The sequence below is a fragment of the Nostoc mirabile CHAB5784 genome, from assembly GCF_020829645.1.
GTDB classification, from domain to species: domain Bacteria; phylum Cyanobacteriota; class Cyanobacteriia; order Cyanobacteriales; family Nostocaceae; genus Nostoc; species Nostoc mirabile.
Window position 1 is genome coordinate 19,599 of record NZ_JAIVFS010000005.1, and the last position, 18,693, is coordinate 38,291.

The 18,693-nt window shown below is 42.5% G+C and carries 23 protein-coding genes and 1 pseudogene; 12 read left to right on the forward strand and 12 right to left on the reverse strand.

Features of this window, described 5'->3' with window-relative positions; translation table 11 throughout:
- Window positions 1-57 precede the first annotated feature (57 nt).
- The 4 genes from LC653_RS05500 to LC653_RS05515 all read right to left on the reverse strand — a co-directional run bounded on the left by LC653_RS05500 (window position 58) and on the right by LC653_RS05515 (window position 3,736).
- Window positions 58-1,203 (reverse strand): glycosyltransferase family 4 protein, encoded by a 1,146-nt coding sequence (locus LC653_RS05500; protein ID WP_229493205.1) that lies wholly within the window; start codon window positions 1,201-1,203, stop codon window positions 58-60.
- Window positions 1,204-1,208: 5 nt separating this feature from the next.
- On the reverse strand, window positions 1,209-1,853 hold the full coding sequence (locus tag LC653_RS05505; protein ID WP_229493207.1) for a DUF4291 domain-containing protein: 645 nt from the start codon (window positions 1,851-1,853) through the stop codon (window positions 1,209-1,211).
- Between the two features lie 12 nt (window positions 1,854-1,865).
- Window positions 1,866-3,020, reverse strand: coding sequence for an NAD-dependent epimerase/dehydratase family protein (locus LC653_RS05510; RefSeq protein ID WP_229461694.1), 1,155 nt, complete (start codon window positions 3,018-3,020; stop codon window positions 1,866-1,868).
- A gap of 185 nt (window positions 3,021-3,205) precedes the next feature.
- Entirely contained in the window at window positions 3,206-3,736 is a 531-nt protein-coding gene (locus tag LC653_RS05515) for a hypothetical protein (RefSeq protein WP_229493209.1), read from the reverse strand.
- A gap of 220 nt (window positions 3,737-3,956) precedes the next feature.
- Between LC653_RS05515 and LC653_RS05520 the strand changes: the two genes are divergently transcribed.
- From LC653_RS05520 to LC653_RS05535, 4 genes are all read left to right on the forward strand, one after another.
- The gene (locus tag LC653_RS05520) at window positions 3,957-4,766 is read left to right on the forward strand and encodes an FHA domain-containing protein (RefSeq protein ID WP_229493211.1); all 810 of its coding nucleotides are present in this window, start codon (window positions 3,957-3,959) and stop codon (window positions 4,764-4,766) included.
- Between the two features lie 223 nt (window positions 4,767-4,989).
- Complete coding sequence (locus LC653_RS05525; RefSeq protein WP_229493213.1) at window positions 4,990-5,343, forward strand: slr0373 family blue light stress response protein; 354 nt, start codon at window positions 4,990-4,992, stop codon at window positions 5,341-5,343.
- Between the two features lie 78 nt (window positions 5,344-5,421).
- Window positions 5,422-6,933, forward strand: a complete 1,512-nt coding sequence (gene ycf46 / locus LC653_RS05530; protein ID WP_229493215.1) for a stress-responsive protein Ycf46 — start codon at window positions 5,422-5,424, stop codon at window positions 6,931-6,933.
- A gap of 140 nt (window positions 6,934-7,073) precedes the next feature.
- Complete coding sequence (locus LC653_RS05535) at window positions 7,074-7,424, forward strand: DUF1257 domain-containing protein (RefSeq protein WP_012407317.1); 351 nt, start codon at window positions 7,074-7,076, stop codon at window positions 7,422-7,424.
- 128 nt (window positions 7,425-7,552) lie between these two features.
- On the opposite strand, the gene LC653_RS05540 is transcribed toward LC653_RS05535, so the two are convergent.
- Window positions 7,553-8,998 (reverse strand): hypothetical protein, encoded by a 1,446-nt coding sequence (locus LC653_RS05540; protein ID WP_229493217.1) that lies wholly within the window; start codon window positions 8,996-8,998, stop codon window positions 7,553-7,555.
- 90 nt (window positions 8,999-9,088) lie between these two features.
- Window positions 9,089-9,946: a hypothetical protein gene (locus tag LC653_RS05545; protein WP_229493219.1), complete on the reverse strand. Its 858-nt coding sequence runs from the start codon at window positions 9,944-9,946 to the stop codon at window positions 9,089-9,091.
- Window positions 9,947-10,421: 475 nt separating this feature from the next.
- Here LC653_RS05545 and LC653_RS05550 point away from each other — a divergent pair, with 475 nt between their 5' ends.
- Together LC653_RS05550 and LC653_RS05555 are read left to right on the forward strand one after the other, a co-directional pair.
- Window positions 10,422-10,808: a Rossmann-fold NAD(P)-binding domain-containing protein gene (locus LC653_RS05550; protein ID WP_229493221.1), complete on the forward strand. Its 387-nt coding sequence runs from the start codon at window positions 10,422-10,424 to the stop codon at window positions 10,806-10,808.
- Complete coding sequence (locus LC653_RS05555) at window positions 10,808-11,125, forward strand: HNH endonuclease (RefSeq protein WP_229493223.1); 318 nt, start codon at window positions 10,808-10,810, stop codon at window positions 11,123-11,125. The genes LC653_RS05550 and LC653_RS05555 overlap by 1 nt, the downstream gene beginning before the upstream one ends.
- 164 nt (window positions 11,126-11,289) lie before the next feature.
- Here the strand turns inward: LC653_RS05555 and LC653_RS05560 are convergent.
- The 4 genes and pseudogenes from LC653_RS05560 to LC653_RS05575 all read right to left on the reverse strand — a co-directional run.
- Window positions 11,290-11,568: pseudogene (locus LC653_RS05560) on the reverse strand (Uma2 family endonuclease); the annotation flags it as partial.
- A gap of 203 nt (window positions 11,569-11,771) precedes the next feature.
- Window positions 11,772-12,107, reverse strand: coding sequence for a XisI protein (locus LC653_RS05565; RefSeq protein ID WP_190913376.1), 336 nt, complete (start codon window positions 12,105-12,107; stop codon window positions 11,772-11,774).
- On the reverse strand, window positions 12,095-12,511 hold the full coding sequence (locus tag LC653_RS05570) for a XisH family protein (RefSeq protein ID WP_229493225.1): 417 nt from the start codon (window positions 12,509-12,511) through the stop codon (window positions 12,095-12,097). The genes LC653_RS05565 and LC653_RS05570 overlap by 13 nt, the downstream gene beginning before the upstream one ends.
- A 46-nt stretch (window positions 12,512-12,557) precedes the next feature.
- Entirely contained in the window at window positions 12,558-13,163 is a 606-nt protein-coding gene (locus LC653_RS05575; protein WP_229493227.1) for a Uma2 family endonuclease, read from the reverse strand.
- Between the two features lie 73 nt (window positions 13,164-13,236).
- Between LC653_RS05575 and LC653_RS47225 the strand changes: the two genes are divergently transcribed.
- From LC653_RS47225 to LC653_RS05595, 5 genes are all read left to right on the forward strand, one after another.
- Entirely contained in the window at window positions 13,237-13,335 is a 99-nt protein-coding gene (locus tag LC653_RS47225) for an NAD(P)-binding domain-containing protein (RefSeq protein ID WP_372478114.1), read from the forward strand.
- Window positions 13,336-13,363: 28 nt separating this feature from the next.
- A complete protein-coding gene (locus tag LC653_RS05580) occupies window positions 13,364-14,110 on the forward strand; it encodes an SDR family oxidoreductase (protein WP_229493228.1) in 747 nt (248 codons plus the stop codon).
- Window positions 14,111-14,116: 6 nt separating this feature from the next.
- Window positions 14,117-15,034 (forward strand): SMP-30/gluconolactonase/LRE family protein, encoded by a 918-nt coding sequence (locus LC653_RS05585; RefSeq protein WP_229493230.1) that lies wholly within the window; start codon window positions 14,117-14,119, stop codon window positions 15,032-15,034.
- A 220-nt stretch (window positions 15,035-15,254) separates the two neighbouring features.
- Complete coding sequence (locus LC653_RS05590; RefSeq protein ID WP_229493232.1) at window positions 15,255-15,815, forward strand: putative antibiotic biosynthesis monooxygenase; 561 nt, start codon at window positions 15,255-15,257, stop codon at window positions 15,813-15,815.
- Window positions 15,816-16,687: 872 nt separating this feature from the next.
- Window positions 16,688-17,350, forward strand: coding sequence for a calcium-binding protein (locus tag LC653_RS05595; protein ID WP_308189040.1), 663 nt, complete (start codon window positions 16,688-16,690; stop codon window positions 17,348-17,350).
- On the opposite strand, the gene LC653_RS47230 is transcribed toward LC653_RS05595, so the two are convergent.
- On the reverse strand, window positions 17,253-17,690 hold the full coding sequence (locus LC653_RS47230) for a hypothetical protein (protein ID WP_372478119.1): 438 nt from the start codon (window positions 17,688-17,690) through the stop codon (window positions 17,253-17,255). The genes LC653_RS05595 and LC653_RS47230 overlap by 98 nt on opposite strands.
- Window positions 17,691-17,848: 158 nt before the next feature.
- Between LC653_RS47230 and LC653_RS05605 the strand changes: the two genes are divergently transcribed.
- Window positions 17,849-18,010, forward strand: a complete 162-nt coding sequence (locus LC653_RS05605) for a hypothetical protein (protein WP_229493236.1) — start codon at window positions 17,849-17,851, stop codon at window positions 18,008-18,010.
- A gap of 42 nt (window positions 18,011-18,052) precedes the next feature.
- Here the strand turns inward: LC653_RS05605 and LC653_RS05610 are convergent, their stop codons facing one another.
- Complete coding sequence (locus LC653_RS05610) at window positions 18,053-18,658, reverse strand: Uma2 family endonuclease (RefSeq protein WP_229493238.1); 606 nt, start codon at window positions 18,656-18,658, stop codon at window positions 18,053-18,055.
- Between the last annotated feature and the right edge of the window lie 35 nt (window positions 18,659-18,693).

The following is an 18,693-nucleotide window of genomic DNA, read 5'->3' on the forward strand; positions in this document are numbered from 1 at the left end:
TGGGCATGGGTCAATAATAGTTCTTCTTCCCCTGCCTCCCCTGCCTCCCCTGTCCCCCTACTCCCTACTCCCTGATTTTGCCAACTTTTCAGAAAATATCACCTTTTGATAGTAATCTTGTAGCTGTCTGGTGGCAGATGGCCAACCCCAACTTTCTGCCTCCTGGCGAGCATTTTGACGGATGATGTCTCGTTGTTGTTTTTGTTCTAAGAGGCGAACAGTAGCAGCTAATGCTCCTTGAACATCTGCTGTTGGCTCAAAAAGATATCCATTTACTCCATCTGTGACAATATCGGGAATTCCCCCGGAACGGGCTGCTACTACCGGACAGCCAGCTGCCATTGCTTCTAGTAGTACTAAACCTAGTGTTTCTGTACGGGAAGGAAAGATAAAGGCATCAGCACTCGCAAAGGCAGAACCTAATTCTTGCCCTATGAGATAGCCAACAAAATAAGTGTTTGTGCCAGCAAAGTGTTTTTGCAATGCTTCACGATGGGGGCCATCCCCAACCAATGCTAACCGCGCTTCGGGAATTGCTTCTAAAATTGGTTTGATGCGCTCAATTTCTTTTTCAGCAGAAAGCCGCCCCACGTAAAGTAGTAATGGACTTTCTGGATGATTTTTTGATAGGCGCGATCGCATCTCTACACTAGCTAAATCGGGGTGAAATAATTCCGTATCCACCCCGCGCTGCCATAAATCTACACGTTCAATACCATGTGCTGTCAGTTCCTCCACCATTGCTGTGGAAGTACACAGATTTAAAGCTGCTTGATTATGAGCGCCTTTCAGCAGTTCCCAAAGAAAACCCTCCAGCATCCCCAAGCCGTAATGCTGGAGATATTGGGGTAAATGCGTGTGATAAGACGCTACTAAGGGTATTTTGAGGATTTTGCTATAAAATATCCCAGATAAACCTAAAACTGCTGGATTCACGACATGAATAATATCTGGCTTGAACTCTTCTAAGGCGTACCCAATGGCTGGGCGGGGAAGTGCCATTTTCAATTCTGGATACAATGGCAGAGGAAAGCCAGTAACGCCATAAACTTTAGCGCCTTTGTGTTCTGTAATGCCTCCATCAGGGGCAATCACCAGCACTTGATTACCACTGCGCTGTAAATGGTCAACAGTATGGCGCAGGCGCGTTACAATGCCGTCAACCTTGGGTAAAAAGGTTTCGGTGAATAGGGCAATTCTCATAAAAACTATTCAGTCCAGGCAGATAATCTCAGCTTTGCTTGCGTTTCGGTATCAAACACAGAATAGACCCTCTCCTGTGGTGTAATCAACTCTGCACAGTCAGATTTAATGTTTTGCCTCTGTTTTTGTACAAAGTCCGAGATATCCTCAATGTTGACAATCCAATCTTTGGCGTAAGCAGCTAGTACTTCACCACGTAACCCTAACTGAATAGCGCGTCTTTCTAATTTTGTCCCAGATGGGTGATGGTCTGGGTCCCATTGTAGACGAACTTGTGATTGCTTCAATGCTCTTTGCCAGGCACTTTTATCAGGATAAAGTTCTGGAACGTAGCTGGAATGAACAGCCGCCGCTAAGATTTCTTCAATTGCCGAACGCTTCATCCAAATAGCTAACACTACCTCTTGCCCATTTTGTGTACCCCATCCAGAACGATACATCATCCAAAGGAAGTTAGGTTTTATCCAACTCATACGCTCAAAACTGAACTCACCACCAAAATAACCGTAGGTGGCGGCGAAGTTACCAATAGATGGACGATACGCCTGATAAACAACAATTAAATGGTCGTCATATTGTGCTAAAATATGGCGACCATTTTCAGGCCAATTACTGACTTGAGTTAAATAAGGTTCTGTTATCAGCCGCACGCAGAGTTTATCCTAATTTCTGTGCCAAGAGACTTTGGGCAGAATTTGTTTGTGATCGACTCGTTTCTGATACTTGATGGCAAAGTTTAACAGAGAATCGAGTAAAGAATCAGAAAGCAAGTGAGGCTGTAAACCTAAATCGAGCAATTTAGTGTTTTTAGCGTTGAAGTAATGTTCTTCTTTTTCGACTCTGGGATTATCTAGGTGATTGATTTCTACATTCAATCCCATAGCGTTACCAGCTTTTTTCACCATCAATGCCAAGTCGCCGACGCTGAATTGTTCGGTAAATTGGTTAAATACGCGGAATTCACCAGCCTCGGCAGGGTTAGCGATCGCTAATTCCACACATCGTACTGTATCCCGAATATCCAAAAATCCGCGAGTTTGTCCACCTTTACCGTAGACAGTTAACGGATGTCCAATAGCTGCTTGAATACAAAAGCGGTTTAGTGCAGTACCAAACACACCATCGTAATCCAGCCGATTAATCAATAGTTCGTCCATCCCCGTTTCTTCGGTTAAGACACCATAAACTACACCCTGATTTAAATCAGTTGCCCGCAATCCCCAAATCCGGCAAGCAAAGTGGATGTTATGACTATCATGGACTTTGCTTAAGTGGTACATTGAACCGGGCTGCTTGGGATAAGGTAGGGTATCCTTGCGTCCATTATGTTCAATGGTGATATACCCTTCTTCGATGTCAATGTTGGGTGTACCGTATTCACCCATCGTCCCCAGCTTTACCAAATGACAGTCGGGGAAATCTTCCCGCATGGCGTACAGCAAGTTCAACGTACCAACTACATTATTGACCTGGGTAACAACTGCATGTTCTCGGTCAATCATGGAAAATGGGGCCGAACGCTGTTCACCAAAATGCACCAGAGCATTTGGCTGAAATTGCTGTAATGTTTTATGGAGAAATTCGTAATTTGTAATATCGCCGATGAACAAATCGATAGATTTACCTGTCAAATCTTGCCAGCGCTGGAGACGTTGTTGAATTAGTGCGATCGGAGTGAGAGTTTCGACACCAAGTTCATTATCCCAATGCCGCCGCACCAAACTATCTAAAATTCCAACTTCATAACCTCGATTGGAAAGGTAAAGAGCAGTTGCCCAACCGCAATATCCATCACCACCAATAACCAGGACTTTCATCTTCACCAGTTTTTACTCGCTGATAGCTAAATCTATCAGGTTTCTGTCCCCTCTCAATCATCATTCTGGGAGAGATGTGGATTTTAGGGGAAGTGGGGAGTAGGTAGAGACGCGATTAATCGCGTCTGTGGGGAGGCAGGGGGAGAAGAATTAATAACCAATGCCCAATGCCCAATGCCCACCTTTCAAGACTTTGAAATCCGATACTGCTGGGCAATGTAATAAAACAAACGATAGTAATCTTGAAAATCGTGGCTCTTGCTTCGTCCCTGCCAGTAGTATTTCATTTGACTCTGAGTTAGTGTCAGTGTCATTGAACCTACTCGTTGATCAACTTCTACAACCAGCACCCCAGATACGCCTTGGGCGGTTTGAAAGTTGGGCTTTATCTTTTTCACAGATTCTTGATCTGTAACAATCGAATTTGGTAATTGCTGACTTGCCCATCCCCGAATTTCCACTGAGTTATCCTGTGGTGAAAGAAACGCAATCCCATCATCATTTGCTGGTGCTGCTAAAGAAGTCCAGTTACTCGGATATGGAAATTCAAAGCCATAACGGGAGTTGCTATAAGTTTTCCATGCGATCGCTCCGGCGTTAAAATAATTTGCAGTACAACCCCACAAGATTATTAACAGGGCAATAACTCCGCTAACGCTGGCGGCAAACCGATAAATTCTTCGCCCCAAACTACAGGTTTTATTAGCAGTAGCCATTTACATTACACATTTTGCCAAAGTCACTGATTTTATAGAAGTACCAGAAACTCAGATCAATACCTTGGCCAATCTACTAGCTATTCCCGAATCCGTAAACTGCTGAAGAAACTGCACCACAAGAGGGCTAATTAAAAATTCAATAATATTCAGGATATTTACCATTCTCTTTTAAGTTCTCAGTAGAGAAACTTATAAAGAGTGCTTTATCACACAACTTATGCACAGTGCATCTCAGACAGCCGAGGTAACTTTGGAGCTTTTTCACTTCCAAACCAACACATCTTTACAATTTCCAGCAAATCTTTCTGTAATTTGCATCGGTAAGCCAAACGACCAAAAATCACCAGATATTGATATTTCTGGCTTACCAGATTCGGATGTGGCATCTCGCATCCACGCACAAATTTGGATAAGTGGGGATGAATACCATATCACCGATTTGGGCAGTTCTAATGGCACATACATTAACGGTGCGAAACTTCAACCTCAAGTTTTTTGTCCATTGCATCCAGGAGATAGAATTTCCCTTGGACAGGGAGACAAAATAACTTTCATGTTTAGGGTGCAGCAGCACTCTGCATCTGCCACAACAAATCCTCCGCCAAACTCCGCGCCCACAAAAATTACAGCGCCTACCATCGGTAAAGAAGAGGAACAAGTAATCCTTGCTAGTAAGCTTATTGGTTTAGGACTAATCCTAGCAGGCGTTACATTTTTAAGTACAAGTATTTATGTGAGCGTCTACTTACGCAGCACACCTGGAATTTTGCTGTGTATTGGAGGTGCAGTAGCTCTAAATTGGGGTGGGCGCGATAATCGGAAACTGGGATGGGTGTTGATTGGCATAGGAATTGCTCTATTCATCGCCAGTGGTGTTGTAATCGGCTCTGTGTCCCTTTTTTCTATACTTGTGTCATTCGCTGGCATCTCTTGTGGATATCAGTTGTTTACAACCGGAAAGGTGTTCAACTTTAATCCGCTTACGCTCCAAATAGTTAAAAAATCAGCCAACTCAGGCAATCATTAAATTAGCGATCACTAATGATTGAGATTTCAGGTTTTGAGTGCCTAAGTCCTGATTAATTCTCAGAGGTTTGTAGTCAGCTATTTATCACTCAATAAACAGCATTTCAGCCTCAAATGTAAACAAATGTAACAATATTGGCGTCAAAACGTTTTGCTGTCTTGACAACCAATAGAAGAACCGATAACTTGATATACATACCCGGGTAAGACCGTTAAAGAGTTATATGCAAACGCAAACTAAGCAAAAGGTCACTTTGTATTTATCGCCAGAGTTGCACAAAAAATTGAAGATTCGTTCAGCAGTCGATTCAGAACCAATGTCAGAACTTGCGGAACGTGCCCTCGTTTTTTACTTATCTAATTCAGAATTGGTTGACGAGGTAGAAGATTCTTCTTATGGGCGGACTCATAGAGTTTATTCATGCCCAACTTGTGATAGCTCACTAGTATTACGTGATGGGGAACTGGTTGCTTTAGGCAATCAACCAGGAGTAGTTGGTCAACAACATCTTTCCATAGATGAAATGGCTGAGGATGAAACCAATCCCAAGGGTGAGGAAGAGTTAGTTCCTTGCTAGATAGATATTCATGATTCGGTTGTCTTTACCAGCAGCAATGTCTCTACTGTCTCTATAAGGTCTCAAGTAGGTCGATGTATGAAAGAAGAGCTCAATATCCTAATTCAAGCTCAATACCCTTTAATCTACCTTGTGACCTCCGAGGAAGAGCGGGCCGAGCAAGCAGTTTCCACAATCGCCCAGTTGTTAAAGCCCCAGCGCCGAGTATTTGTTTGGACAGTAACACACGGGATTGTGGAGTATGGTCAACCCCGGAATGTCACCCAACATAATACCGTGTCTCCAGAGGCGGCGATTGAGTGGATAATTCGGCAGAAAGAACCAAGTATATTTATTCTTAAAGATTTACATCCTTTTATTGATGCGCCTGCAACAAACAGATCGTTACGTGATGCGATCGCTAGCTTTAAAGGTACGCATAAAAACATCATTTTGATGTCACCGATGCAGCAAGTACCTATAGAGTTAGAAAAAGAAGTTGTTGTTATTGATTTTACACTGCCAGATATGGCAGAGTTGAATAAAGTACTTACTCAGCACGTAGACCAAAATCGTGGTCGGCGGTTGACTACAGAAGCCAGAGAGAAGCTTCTTAGAGCAGCTTTAGGTCTAACTAAAGATGAAGCTGAGAAAGTATACCGAAAGGCACAGGTAACAACTGGGCGTTTGACCGAAGATGAAGTAGATATCGTTTTATCTGAGAAAAAGCAACTAATTCGGCGCAATGGAATCTTAGAATACATTGAAGAAGATGAAACCATTGATGCTGTAGGTGGCTTAGAAGAGTTAAAAAGATGGCTCAAGCAACGTTCTAACGCTTTTACAGAAAGAGCGAGAGAGTATGGTTTGCCTCAACCAAAGGGGATGTTAATTCTAGGGGTTCCCGGTTGCGGTAAGTCATTGATTGCCAAAACTACTTCCCGGCTGTGGGGTTTACCACTGTTGCGGTTGGATATGGGGCGAGTCTACGACGGCTCAATGGTGGGACGAAGTGAAGCAAACTTGCGAAACGCCCTGAAAACAGCAGAATCTATTTCCCCAGCGATTTTGTTTATCGATGAATTGGATAAATCCTTTGCTGGTAGTGGAGGTTCTTCCGATTCTGATGGGGGGACTTCAAGTAGAATCTTCGGCTCTTTCCTTACATGGATGCAAGATAAGAAATCTCCAGTGTTTGTGATGGCAACTGCCAACAGAGTAGAACGCTTACCTGGCGAGTTTCTGAGGAAAGGACGCTTTGATGAAATTTTCTTTGTGGATCTGCCAACACCAGAAGAACGGCAGCAGATTTTCAACATTCATCTGACCAAGCGCCGTGAAGACATCTCTCGATTCGATCTTGAGCAACTAGCCAAGATGTCTGATGGATTTTCTGGGGCAGAAATTGAGCAAGCGATCGTTGCGGCAATGTATGAAGCTTTTGCCCAAGATCGGGAGTTCACCCAACTAGATATTATTGCTGCACTGAAGGCAACATTGCCGCTGTCTCGAACGATGCAAGAACAAGTAACGGCTCTGAGAGATTGGGCCAGACAGCGTGCACGCCCCGCAGCATCCTCCGTAGCTGAATATCAGCGAATGGAGTTCTAAAAGCTTTCCTCTGCCATCCCAGGGGGAAAGGCTAGCTGAAAATGCTAGCAGTTATAAGAAAAGCCGCATCCTGCTAACGCGGCTTCGCCCAAAACAAACCGTTGTCGTTTTTCTCAATCTTCTCATTGGAGGAAACCCAAATGTCTCACTTTAGCACCCTGCGTACCAAAATCACCGATGCCGAAATCCTCAAGGCTTCCTTGCGCGACCTCGGTATCAGCGTAAAGACTGAAGCTGATGTCCGTGGTTATAACGGTCAGCGTGTCCGTTCTGACATCGTTGCTATGTTGGATGGCGAATATGACCTCGGCTGGTCTCGCAACAGCGATGGTTCTTTTGACCTAATTGCTGACCTGTGGGGCGTTGCTAAGAAGCACAACCAAACCGAGTTGATCAACTCCATCAACCAAAAGTATGCCGTTAACAAAACTTTGGCTGAAGTAAAACAGCGCGGTCTGCAAAACGCCAATGTGAAGTTGGTATTGCAATAACAATTTCTCTGCGCGTTCCCAAAGCTGCACGGGTTAACCATATAAATAGCGGTTAGCCCGCTTTTTTATCGGGACTGAGATGTATTTCTCAGTCCCGATTTTTATAAAATTGTATCCTTCAGTCGCACTCAGCTAAACATAAATAAGTCTAGCTCATCTACATTGTGAATAATATTGGAATCAGGAACATTATATGCTACTGCTAGTTTAATACTAGCTTGCAGCCTCAATTCTACATTTAAACTAGGGTTAAAAGCTGCTTGAGCTAAGTTACCCAATTTTTCATAAGTAGCAATAATATTAGCGACAGTAGCCTTATAATCTTGAGCAATTTGAGCAAGGAATTTTTGATAATGTTGCTCTACTTGCTTACATAGTTTTGTATTTTCTCCGAATAAATCTTTGCAGAAATCAGAAACTATACGACCAGCAATTGTACCAATAACTGCACCAACAACAGGAATAGGTATCAATGCTTGTCCTATAGCTGCTCCAGTTGCTACTATTGCAGAATCTGCACAAGCAAATAAACTCAATTCTACAAATTCTTCTGAAGAAATTTCTCCGCGATTCCAACTTTTGACTAAACTGACAACTTCCATACCAGCACTGACAAATGCACCAGCTAAGGGTGCAGACATCTCGGCGAAATTAGTTAACCCATAAATTGCCGTCGCTGATATACTACTAAGGGTTGCACCTGTAGCTGTATCTATACCAATTTCTTTCCAATCTTCAAGCGTTAACTCACCTTTAAAAACATTTTTTCCTTCCTTATATTTTCCATAAATTTTAGTAGCAAATCTAATGCTACCTCCTATAACTGCACCTTTAACGGCAACGCGACCAAAATCAGCTATGTTTGGTTGAGCTTCGGTACGTATTTTGTCTTTAATTTCTGCGTTATGTCTCTTTAATTCTTTCTCATGGTGAGCTAGCGTATCATCCACTTTACCTATTTGTACATCTGAGTAGTTAGATAATCCTGGTCTAACAGTTTGACTAAATGGATGACCAGACATTTGCTCTATTTCTTGAACTTTTTCTTGTAATTTTTGAGCAGTACGAGTTGTTATTCCTTCTACATTTTCACCATTCAAAATCTTCTGAATAGTCTCATACTGGTCTTTAGGTATATGGTAAAAAGACCCATCTCTTCCAAAATTATCATATTTTTTCATGTGGTCGAGAACATGATCCAGAGTATTTCCCGTACCATTGATAAATTTAGACTGTACCTGAACCCCGTTAATTAAATAATCTTCTGGCGCTGTTCTTCCAACTCCCTCAAATGTGGCGCGAGGAGTCGAAGAGTTCAAGAGCGATTTAGCATTACGAATACCAACTTCTACTTGTTCAGCTATTTCACCGTGTTTTGTGCTTGTATTTCCCAAAATATTTTCAGGAGTAGCTAAAAAATCACGGACTTTATCAACTTCTTGAATAGCCGCAAAAAAGGCTTGATCTTGTTTACTGAGTTCCGCAGCTAGTTGTTCTGCTTGATACAGATTATCTTCTGCTACAATTGCAGCAATAAACTGATTTGTCTGATGTCTATTTTCCAATTTATCCATATACCAAACCTTTCATGTGTTGACCTAGCAAAATAATTGAGCTACCAACGGAACAAGGTTAGTAGCTCGCTATAAACTTACAAATTATTTCTACAGCTTGAGGTCTACTGTTTTTTTGAGTGACTGACTCAGCGCATGGATAGAATTAATTAAAACTGCTAGTCTTTCTTTGAAAGGCTGACTGAATCCTGGGTAATCTTTAGGAGCATTCTTTTGGAAGTATTGGATTTCGCTATAAATGAGATCAGCTAATCTGATCGTTTCCTTCTCAATAAGTTCTACTTCTTGTTTTGATGCGTTGACTTTAGGTATCAAACCTTCAATTTCAAAGGCGCGGCTATTGGCTTCTTTGCCAATTTTCTTATTTTCATGCTCTAAAAATAATCCACTAGTAGCTAAAGCTGCACCTCCAATAGCCCAGCCAACAGGCCCAGCCATTGCTAATAATGCACTTCCACCTGCCATGCCAGTACCTCCAGCAGTAAGCGCACCACCTCCTAATAAGGCTAAAGCAGCATTAGTGGCCGCAGCACCAGAAAGAGAAGATATTGCAACACCTGTTGATGCTGTACCGAAAGTGGTTGCAAACGCCATTGCAGCTGTTGGGCCAAGAAAGGCAACTCCTGCTCCAGCGACTAAGCCAGCACCAGCAGTAGAACCTGCTACAAAGTTTTTGTTGGTGTTTGCATCAATTAGCTGCCAGTCTTTACCTGTAATTTCTTTAAGCTGAAATTTAAGTTCAGCAATAACTTTGCTAAATTCTTTTGGTGAATTTGCCAGTGTGTTTATGTAACTTTCGCAAAGTTTAATAGTCTCAACCCCACGCTTGACTCGCTTTTGATAAAGACTTGCAGCCGCATTTTGTAAACACTTACAGACGTTTTCGTATTTATCTACTGCACTGCGTAGCCTCTGTTGAGCCTCTTTCCTGTATGTTCTTTTAAACACTGATTCCTCAAAAAATAAAAATAAGTGGTTGGCTTCAGATGAGCCATTGAATACAATATATTCAAAATATAATTAAAATTATAATTGTATAAATACTTAAATAATCCTCTGGAACCATTTTTTTGATTATGATCTGAGCATCAAATTATTTTAATTTAAAGTAAAAAATATAGTTTATTGATTTAATAGTATAAACTTAGCTTACTGAAAAAGTATTAACTGTTTAAACTTATTGATAAAATAAAATTCAGATAAAGTATATACTCGAATTAAGTAATATTTCTGTGATTCCCAAAAATTGATATACTTGTTAAAACTTTGAATTCATTCTCTAGCAAACCTGACTTAAATCTAAAACAACCCCAGGTAGCAAAGCTTCACCGCATAGTGTCTTAAATTACATTCTTCATTTATGACCCTGAAACACATAATTACTAATTGCAAGTGAGAATAGAGAGAAGTATTTGCAAGAGCTATGAGTACCCAAATCATCATTAACCTGCCAGACGATATTTACCAACGTGCAGAACGCTTTGCACGGTTGGCGAATCGTGATGTTGCCAGCATTTTAGTAGATACCATTCAACTTTCAATTCCGCCCGTCAGTGGGGACATTACCGACCTTCAGCCTGTCTCTGCTCTTTCTGATGAAGAAGTCCTGGTGCTGACCGAACTGCAAATGGAATCTGAACAAGATGCTCGGTTGAGCGAACTGCTCGATCGCCAACAATCAGGTACTCTTACTGAAGGCGATCGCTCAGAGTTACAAACCCTGATGCAGGTATATCAAGAAGGACTTTTAAGAAAAGCCACTGCGTTAAGCGAAGCTGTCAAACGTGGGTTGATTGAACCCTTAAGCTAGTGAGCCAGATTCCTGAACAAGTCCGGGCGCAAATACGGATACAGGCAAATCATCAGTGTGGTTATTGCCGTAGTCTTCAAAAGTATGTTTTGGGAATTTTAGAAATTGAACACATCATTCCCAGAGCAGCAGGCGGTACTGACGATGAGGAGAATCTGTGGCTTGCCTGTAGGTTATGCAATGCCTACAAAGGTATTCAGACCCATGCCAGAGATCCAGTAACAAACCGTAAAGTCAAACTCTTCAACCCTCGTCAACAAAAATGGTCACGTCATTTCTCACTTGGGCAAACAACGGCACTCAAATTACAGGTTTGACTGCCTGCGGCCGTGCAACTGTATTAGCTTTGCAACTGAATAATCCTTATGCTGTAACCGTTAGGCAAGCTTGGGTGTCTGCTGGCTGGCATCCACCAACTGAAGTTTGAGCAAAATTACTGCTCTTTAACTGTTAAACACGATTAAATTCTTGAATTTATTTCTTACCAAACCTGACTTAAATCTAAAATAAACCCAGATAGTAATAGCTCATCACAAAGTCTTTTAGGATTATCTAATACCTCAACCGCAATATTAGGACGATAAATAAACACTTGGCGTTGTTTTCTATCAATTAACCAACCCAGTTGTGTTCGATTATCAATATACTCTTGCATCTTATCTTGCAAAACTTGCAAGCGATGCCTACGGCGGTAAACTACGCTCTGGGAACGCAATTCAATCACAAACTTAGGACAAATCGGTGCAAACTTTTTTCGCAGTACTACTATTGCTCAAGCCGAGGCAAGTGTAATTGGTAGCACAGCCGTGGCTTTTGGTCAAAGTGAAGGCGATGTCTACGACGGGCTATGACGCTCGTTGCGCTAAAGCGTCTCCCCTTGGGAGAAGACTCGCTAACGCTTCGCTTACGGCGTCGCACCGCGATTTATCTGAGTGATTGGGTTCCTTTCAACCTTCAGCCATCTTAACCAACAGCGAACTCGGTAAATTGTCGTTTAAAGGGGGAATGAAAAGCCAAAACGATGTCTTTTTTGGGTATACCTCGACTAATAAGTTCATTGGCGATACCTCCTTCTGTACCATCGTGTTGAATCCAAATTTTTTCGTTTTTAATATCTAAATGCAAAACACAGCCATATACACGGCGCTTATTTGACCACCCCGCGTGAACAACTTGGTAGCGATCGCGTTCTCTATCAAAAATAACTTCTGCTTCGACTTCTTCGTTGCTGGCTTTGATTTCGCTGTAAGCTAGCAGCAGTTCTTGAATAAGTTGACGGTACTGTTCTACTTTTGCCATTTTACGATCGCCTCCTCTTCTGGATCGAAAACAATCAGCCGAACTTGGTAACGTTGGATTAATAAGCGTGGCAGTTCTAAGGTAAAAAAAGAACGATACGTGTCTAAGGGAACTGCTAAATATAGAAGTCTCTCAGGTTGTTCTTCTTCAAGTGCTAATTGATATTTGAGATACTGTCCTAAAGCAGTACTAAATTCAGTTGTAGTAGATGGAGCAACAAAGCTTTTAACTTCAACCGCAATTTTTTCTTGATTTCGTTCTGCGGCTAAAACTTTCTCTGCACCAAGGTCGATATACATATCCAAACCACCAAAACGCAGGAAAAGCGGGTCATTAGTGATGAGCCAACCCTCTTTCTCCAAAGCGCGTTTTACTGCATCATGGAATATGTCTTTCGCCGCCATACATTCCTATAATTTTGATTTCGGTACTATAAAACTAGCTTACTCCCTACCAAACCTGACTTAAATCCAAAACAAACCCAGGTAGCAACGGTTCACCATAAAGTGTCTTAGGGTTATCTAATTTTTCAACTGCAATATTAGGACGATAAATAAAAACTCGGCGTTGTTTTCTATCAATTAACCAACCAAGTTGCGTGCCATTATCTATATACTCTTGCATCTTGTCTTGCAAAATTTGCAAGCGATCGCTCTGGGAACGCAATTCAATCACAAACTCAGGACAAATCGGTGCAAATTTTTTTCGCAGTTCTGCTGGTATGGCTTCCCAGCGATCGCGTTTTATCCACGCCGCATCGGGAGAACGCACCGCACCATTAGGTAAAGTAAACCCACCACTGGAACCAAACCCTACACCTGTACCATCTTGCTTTGTCCATACCCACAACTGCCCAACTAAGTTAAAGTTGCGTTCATCAGTTTCGGAACCAGTAGGGGGCATAATCACTAATTCTCCAGCAGCATTACGTTCAATGCGAAAGTCGTGGTTTAGCTGACAAAACTCATAAAACTGATCGTCAGTTAGTGCGATCGCAGGTTGCAATTGCAAAACCACTGGTATAATTTCTGTGGCTACAGGTAAGTTGGTGGTCATAATTGATTTGTGGCTACTTCACCTGCTTTAACTATAATCTTTTCACAATTTACGGTGAAATGAGGGTTAACTCATGAAGATTGGAATTATTGGCACTGGAAACATGGGACGTTCTTTATTGAATACATTGCTTCAATCAACTTGCTTAATTCATTGCATCTCAGTACAGTAAAATCAAAAGCAGTTTCAAGGTCATAAAAATGACGACTCAAAAAAGGATTGCTGTGGTAACAGGCAGTAATCGAGGGCTAGGGTATGCTATTTCCCGTCAATTATCCCAAATTGGCAACCGCGTAATTCTGACGAGTCGTAATGAAACAGATGGTCTTGCTGCTAAACAGCAGCTTACCAATCAAGGGTTTGATGTTGACTATCACACGCTGGATGTCACCAATGATGGAAGTGTGCAACAGTTTACAGAGTGGCTGCGTGAAACTTACGGCAAGGTAGATATTCTGGTCAATAATGCAGGCGTAAATCCCACAACTAAGCCAGAGGAGTCCAGCTTACTGACTGTGCAACTGGAAACGATGCGATCGACCTTTGAAACGAATGTTCTAGCGGTACTCAGGATTTCTCAAGCATTAATTCCGTTGATGAAGGTGCAAAACTACGGTCGCATTGTCAATATCTCAACGGAAATGGCATCTCTGGCCTCAGTTCCTACTGATTACTACCCTTTAGCGCCCTCCTATCGACTCTCGAAGGTGGGAGTAAATGGACTAACCGTGCTTCTCGCCAAGGAACTCCAAGGTACTAATATTCTCGTAAATGCTTATTCTCCAGGTTGGATGAAGACAGACATGGGGGGAGATAATGCCCCATTCACGGCAGAAGAAGGAGCCGAAACTGCTGTCTATTTGGCAACACTTCCCGATGGAGGAGCGCAAGGACTATTTTTTGCAGAGATGCGAAAGTTTGGTGGCCCCATTCAATTACAATGGTAGGTTAATATGGTAAATTCCGCAGCTTTACCGCCTATTTACGCAGATAAGCCGATTGAATTAGCACCTGCTAAAATTATTACCTCGTTCCCTGTCAATACTTTTTTGGAAAATCTAGACATCGCACCAGATGGCACAATTTTTGTAACCAATCACGAAGTCGGCAAGATTGTTCGCATTACCCCAGATGGCAATCAGCAGATTCATGCTACTGTTGAAGGCAAAGTAAGTGGTCTTGCTTTCACTACCGATGGCGATCTGGTGGCAACAGGATGGAATGCTGATTCTATACCTGTGGTTTCTCTAGTTAAAAGTGATGGCACGGTGGAAACGTTGCTCACACTGCCAGATGCTATATTTCTCAATGGCATCACTCTACTTTCTGGCACTCAGTATTTGGCAGCAGATTCCTATCGCGGTGCAATCTGGCTAATTGATATTGCTCAACGCCTTGGCTCAATTTGGCTAGAACATCCAATGCTTGCTCGTAGCAATTCGGATAGCGTCTTTCCGGCTGCAAATGGCTTGAAGCGTTTTGGTGATTTCCTCTATGTTTCAAATACGGAAAAAATGTTGCTTTTGCGGATTCCGGTTGATAGCACTGAGAAACCAGGTGAGCCAGAAATTTTTGTTGAGCAAACTAATATTGATGACTTTGCCTTTGATGTCGAAGGCAACCTTTATGGAGCAACGCACATATACAACAGCGTGGTACGAATTGCGCCCGATGGTAGTACAACTATCATTGCTCAAGCTGAGTCAGGTGTAATTGGTAGCACAGCAGTGGCTTTTGGTCAACATGATGGCGATCGCACTGCAATTTATGTTGTGACTAATGGTGGAATGTTTTTACCTCCACCCACTGGTGTCGTTCCTGCTAATGTTGTTCGGCTTGAGGTTGGAAAAACTGGCTATTCCTTAACTTGAGAATGATATCATGTTCGCATTATTAGTTATGATTCCCATAGTCATTGCACCCCACCCCTTAATCCCCTCCCCGCAAGCGGGGAGGGGAGACAAAGCGTAGCTTTGGCGGGGTGGGGTTCTTCAGGTTTAATAAGGAATCAAGCGGACATGATATGACTTAACCATGCTACGGTTACAAAAACTTACAACTATTAACTTGATGGTGACATAACTAATGGAGATGGAACAGGACGATCAATTTGTAACCGTGGTCATTACACAACTTGTCAAACCAGGATGCGAAAACGCTTACGAGGCTTGGTTGAAAGATATTACTAGGGTTTCCAGAACCTATCTAGGGCATCTGGGAACAAATGTGATTCGTCCCCAACTTGGAGTGCGAAATGAATATGTGATTATCTTCCGGTTTGACGGTTATGAAAATTTAAAGGCGTGGATGACATCGCGCGATCGCGAATATTGGCTCAATCAAGGTAAACATTTGGTTGAATCTGATCCTTATGTTCAACAAATCAGTGGATTAGAAGCTTGGTTTTCTCTTCCCGGTCAACCACTGAAAACTCCACCGCGCTACAAAACAGCATTGCTAACTTGGGTAGCTGTATTTGTGTTGATTAATTTGTTGAGTACGTTTATAGTCCCCCTACTTCGCGGTTTACCACCCTTAATTATTTCGTTGATTGTTACGATTACTATGGTTTTCTTGTTGACCTATGTTGTCATGCCTAGAGTGAGCCGTTTGTTTAGTTGGTGGTTATATCCTAAATCACGAAAAGTTTAGCGACTGAAATTACTTTAACTCATATCAAGTTCGGCAAATCACTTACGATATGTCATTGCGAATGCAACGAAGTGGAATGAAGCAATCGCAAAGGTTTGGGATTGCCACGCTCCGCTCGCTTTTGACTAAGTACTAAGTCGGACATGATATCAACTATCTTAATCAACGTGAGTTCGATGAACTTCACGAAAATCCTGATATAGCAGTCGCCAAAGCTGTTAGGACAGTTCGTGGGAAACGCGCCTTCAACAGCGTACTTTGTGATTTTATTGCTGTCCTAAGCTCCCTGTCCGTTGCTATACATATAGATTTCTCGTAGGGGCAAGCGCAATGCCCATACGTGTAAACTTAACGTAAAAGTGTTGTCCCGCAAGGAACTTCAGTTCTTTGCTAATAGCGAAAGTCATCTAAAAGATGACTAAATTTCTAAAAATCTTTAGTCTACTTCAGTAGACTTTAGCTATTAGCCTTGAACTTTAGTTCAAGGCGGGTAAGGAAGCCAACAGTGAAGCTATTTCTAGCTTAAGTTGACACCAATGGGCAATGCCATGCCCCTACCAGCGTATTTGTATCATTATTAAAGTGAAATGGTATAAGAGGTTAACCTGTCCCTCTCCGACTCGGAGAGGGACAGACTTGAACTTTAGTTCAAGGTAGAGAGAGGTTTGTCGAACTCACGTTAATCAGAAGCACTCCCAACCGCAAGCGAATTGCTTCATTACGCAACTCTTAGAGACGCTACCGCGATCGCTACATTCGCAATGACAAAACAATTAAAAATAGAAAACAAATAAATTATCCAATCTTGTGGGGTGGACATCTTGTCCGCCCGTAGCCAAGGGCGGGCGAGACGCCCACCCCACAATAAGTAGTTGAGTATTGGCAATATCCTGTTTGATGGGCAAACCACGATCGCCGACAGCTTTGATGTGATTAATGCTAACTCTACTCAAACTAGCATTTTCAACAAAAACACTGTCACCTTCCTTAATGAATTGAACAATAACATCGCGGGTTTTGACAACTCCAATGATGTGATTAATGGTCAAGGGGGTAACGATATTATTAATGGCTTGAGTGGCAATGACCTGTTGCGGGGCGGGTCAGGCGATGATATTCTCATCGGTGGATTCGGCAATGATACTGTTGTGGGTGGTGTAGGCAATGATATTCTCGTTGGTGGTGTAGGTGCTGACAGATTCCTTTACAACACCGATGCTGCTTTTGTCCTGACTGCTGTTGGTGTAGATGCGATCGCTGACTTCAACAGTTCTGAAGGTGACAAGATTGTACTGGATAAGACTACCTTTAGTGCAATTACTTCTGCTGTGGGAACCGGTTTTAGTAAGGCTAGTAACTTTGAAGTCACTTCTAATGGGGCAGCCAGCACTGCTGTGATTGTCTACAACCCCGTAACTGGGCAGTTGTACTACAACTCTAATGGTAGCGTCGCTGGTTTTGGCATCGGTGGCCCATTTGCGGTTCTAACTGGTGCGCCAACTCTGGCCGCATCAGATTTTGTGTTGCAAGCGTAGTTCGCCTAAAATACCGATTTCCAAGCTTGGAACAGCTAACGCCGAGCTTGGAACAGCTAACGTCAAACCGGGAGCCGCTAACGTTAAACCGGGAGCCGCTAACGTTAAACCGGGAGCCACTAACGTTAAACCGGGAGCCACTGACGTTAAACCGGGAGCCACTAACGTTAAACCGGGAGCCACTAACGTTAAACCGGGAGCCACTAACGTTAAACCGGGAGCCACTAACGTTAAACCGGGAGCCACTAACGTTAAACCGGGAGCCACTAACGTTAAACCGGGAACCACTAACGTTAAACCGGGAACCACTAACGTTAAGCCGGGAGCTTTGAAACTGAATCCTTTACTATAGCAATCCTAAATGATATCTTGTCCGACTTAGTGCTTATGTCATTGTGAGCGGAGCGTGGCAATCCCAAATCTTTGCGATTGCTTCATTCCACTTCGTTGCATTCGCAATGACATATCGTAAGTGATTTGCCGAACTTGATATGAGTCGTGAAAAATATAGATAAGGAAACGAACCGCGCTTATTTGACCACCCCGCATGAACAACTTGGTAGCGATGCCTACGGCGGGGCAAAGCCCAACGCGTTCTCTATCAAAAATAACTTCTGCTTCGACTTCTTCGTTGCTGGCTTTGATTTCGCTGTAAGCTAGCAGCAGTTCGTCTTTTTCGGTACTATAAAACTAGCTTACTCCCTACCAAACCTGACTTAAATCCAAAACAAACCCAGGTAGCAACGCTTCACCATAAAGTGTCTTAGGATTATCTAATTCCTCAACCGCAATATTAGGACGATAAATAAAAACTCGGCGTTGTTTTCTATCAATTAACCAACCAAGTTGTGTCCCATTATCAATATACTCTTGCATCTTGTCTTGCAAAATTCGTAAGTTATCAGTCTCAGAACGCAATTCAATTAGAAACTCAGGACAAATCGGTGCAAATTTTTTTCGCAGTTCTGGTGGTATCGCTTCCCAGCGATCGCGTTTTATCCACGCCGCATCTGGAGAACGCACTGCACCATTAAGCAAAGTAAACCCACCACTGGAACCAAACCCTACCCCTGTACCATCTTGCTTTGTCCAAATACCCAACTGAACAATAATGTCAAAGTTATGTTGATCAGTTTCCGAACCAGTAGGGGGCATAATCACTAATTCTCCCACAGCATTACGTTCAATGCGAAAATCACCGTTTAGCTGACAAAACTCATAAAACTGATCTTCGGTTAGTGCGATCGCAGGTTGCAATTGCAAGACCATTGGTATAATTTCTGTGACTACAGGTAAGTTGGTGGTCATAATTGCTTTTTGGCTACTTCACTTGCCTTCACTAT

Coding starts and splice junctions, on each gene's coding strand:
- LC653_RS05500 (WP_229493205.1), bottom strand. CDS start 1,203: ATGAGAATTGCCCTATTCACCGAAACCTTTTTACCCAAGGTTGACGGC.
- LC653_RS05510 (WP_229461694.1), bottom strand. CDS start 3,020: ATGAAAGTCCTGGTTATTGGTGGTGATGGATATTGCGGTTGGGCAACT.
- LC653_RS05515 (WP_229493209.1), bottom strand. CDS start 3,736: ATGGCTACTGCTAATAAAACCTGTAGTTTGGGGCGAAGAATTTATCGG.
- LC653_RS05520 (WP_229493211.1), top strand. CDS start 3,957: ATGCACAGTGCATCTCAGACAGCCGAGGTAACTTTGGAGCTTTTTCAC.
- LC653_RS05525 (WP_229493213.1), top strand. CDS start 4,990: ATGCAAACGCAAACTAAGCAAAAGGTCACTTTGTATTTATCGCCAGAG.
- ycf46 (WP_229493215.1), top strand. CDS start 5,422: ATGAAAGAAGAGCTCAATATCCTAATTCAAGCTCAATACCCTTTAATC.
- LC653_RS05535 (WP_012407317.1), top strand. CDS start 7,074: ATGTCTCACTTTAGCACCCTGCGTACCAAAATCACCGATGCCGAAATC.
- LC653_RS05540 (WP_229493217.1), bottom strand. CDS start 8,998: ATGGATAAATTGGAAAATAGACATCAGACAAATCAGTTTATTGCTGCA.
- LC653_RS05550 (WP_229493221.1), top strand. CDS start 10,422: ATGAGTACCCAAATCATCATTAACCTGCCAGACGATATTTACCAACGT.
- LC653_RS05565 (WP_190913376.1), bottom strand. CDS start 12,107: ATGGCAAAAGTAGAACAGTACCGTCAACTTATTCAAGAACTGCTGCTA.
- LC653_RS05570 (WP_229493225.1), bottom strand. CDS start 12,511: ATGGCGGCGAAAGACATATTCCATGATGCAGTAAAACGCGCTTTGGAG.
- LC653_RS05575 (WP_229493227.1), bottom strand. CDS start 13,163: ATGACCACCAACTTACCTGTAGCCACAGAAATTATACCAGTGGTTTTG.
- LC653_RS47225 (WP_372478114.1), top strand. CDS start 13,237: ATGAAGATTGGAATTATTGGCACTGGAAACATGGGACGTTCTTTATTG.
- LC653_RS05580 (WP_229493228.1), top strand. CDS start 13,364: ATGACGACTCAAAAAAGGATTGCTGTGGTAACAGGCAGTAATCGAGGG.
- LC653_RS05585 (WP_229493230.1), top strand. CDS start 14,117: ATGGTAAATTCCGCAGCTTTACCGCCTATTTACGCAGATAAGCCGATT.
- LC653_RS05590 (WP_229493232.1), top strand. CDS start 15,255: ATGGAACAGGACGATCAATTTGTAACCGTGGTCATTACACAACTTGTC.
- LC653_RS05610 (WP_229493238.1), bottom strand. CDS start 18,658: ATGACCACCAACTTACCTGTAGTCACAGAAATTATACCAATGGTCTTG.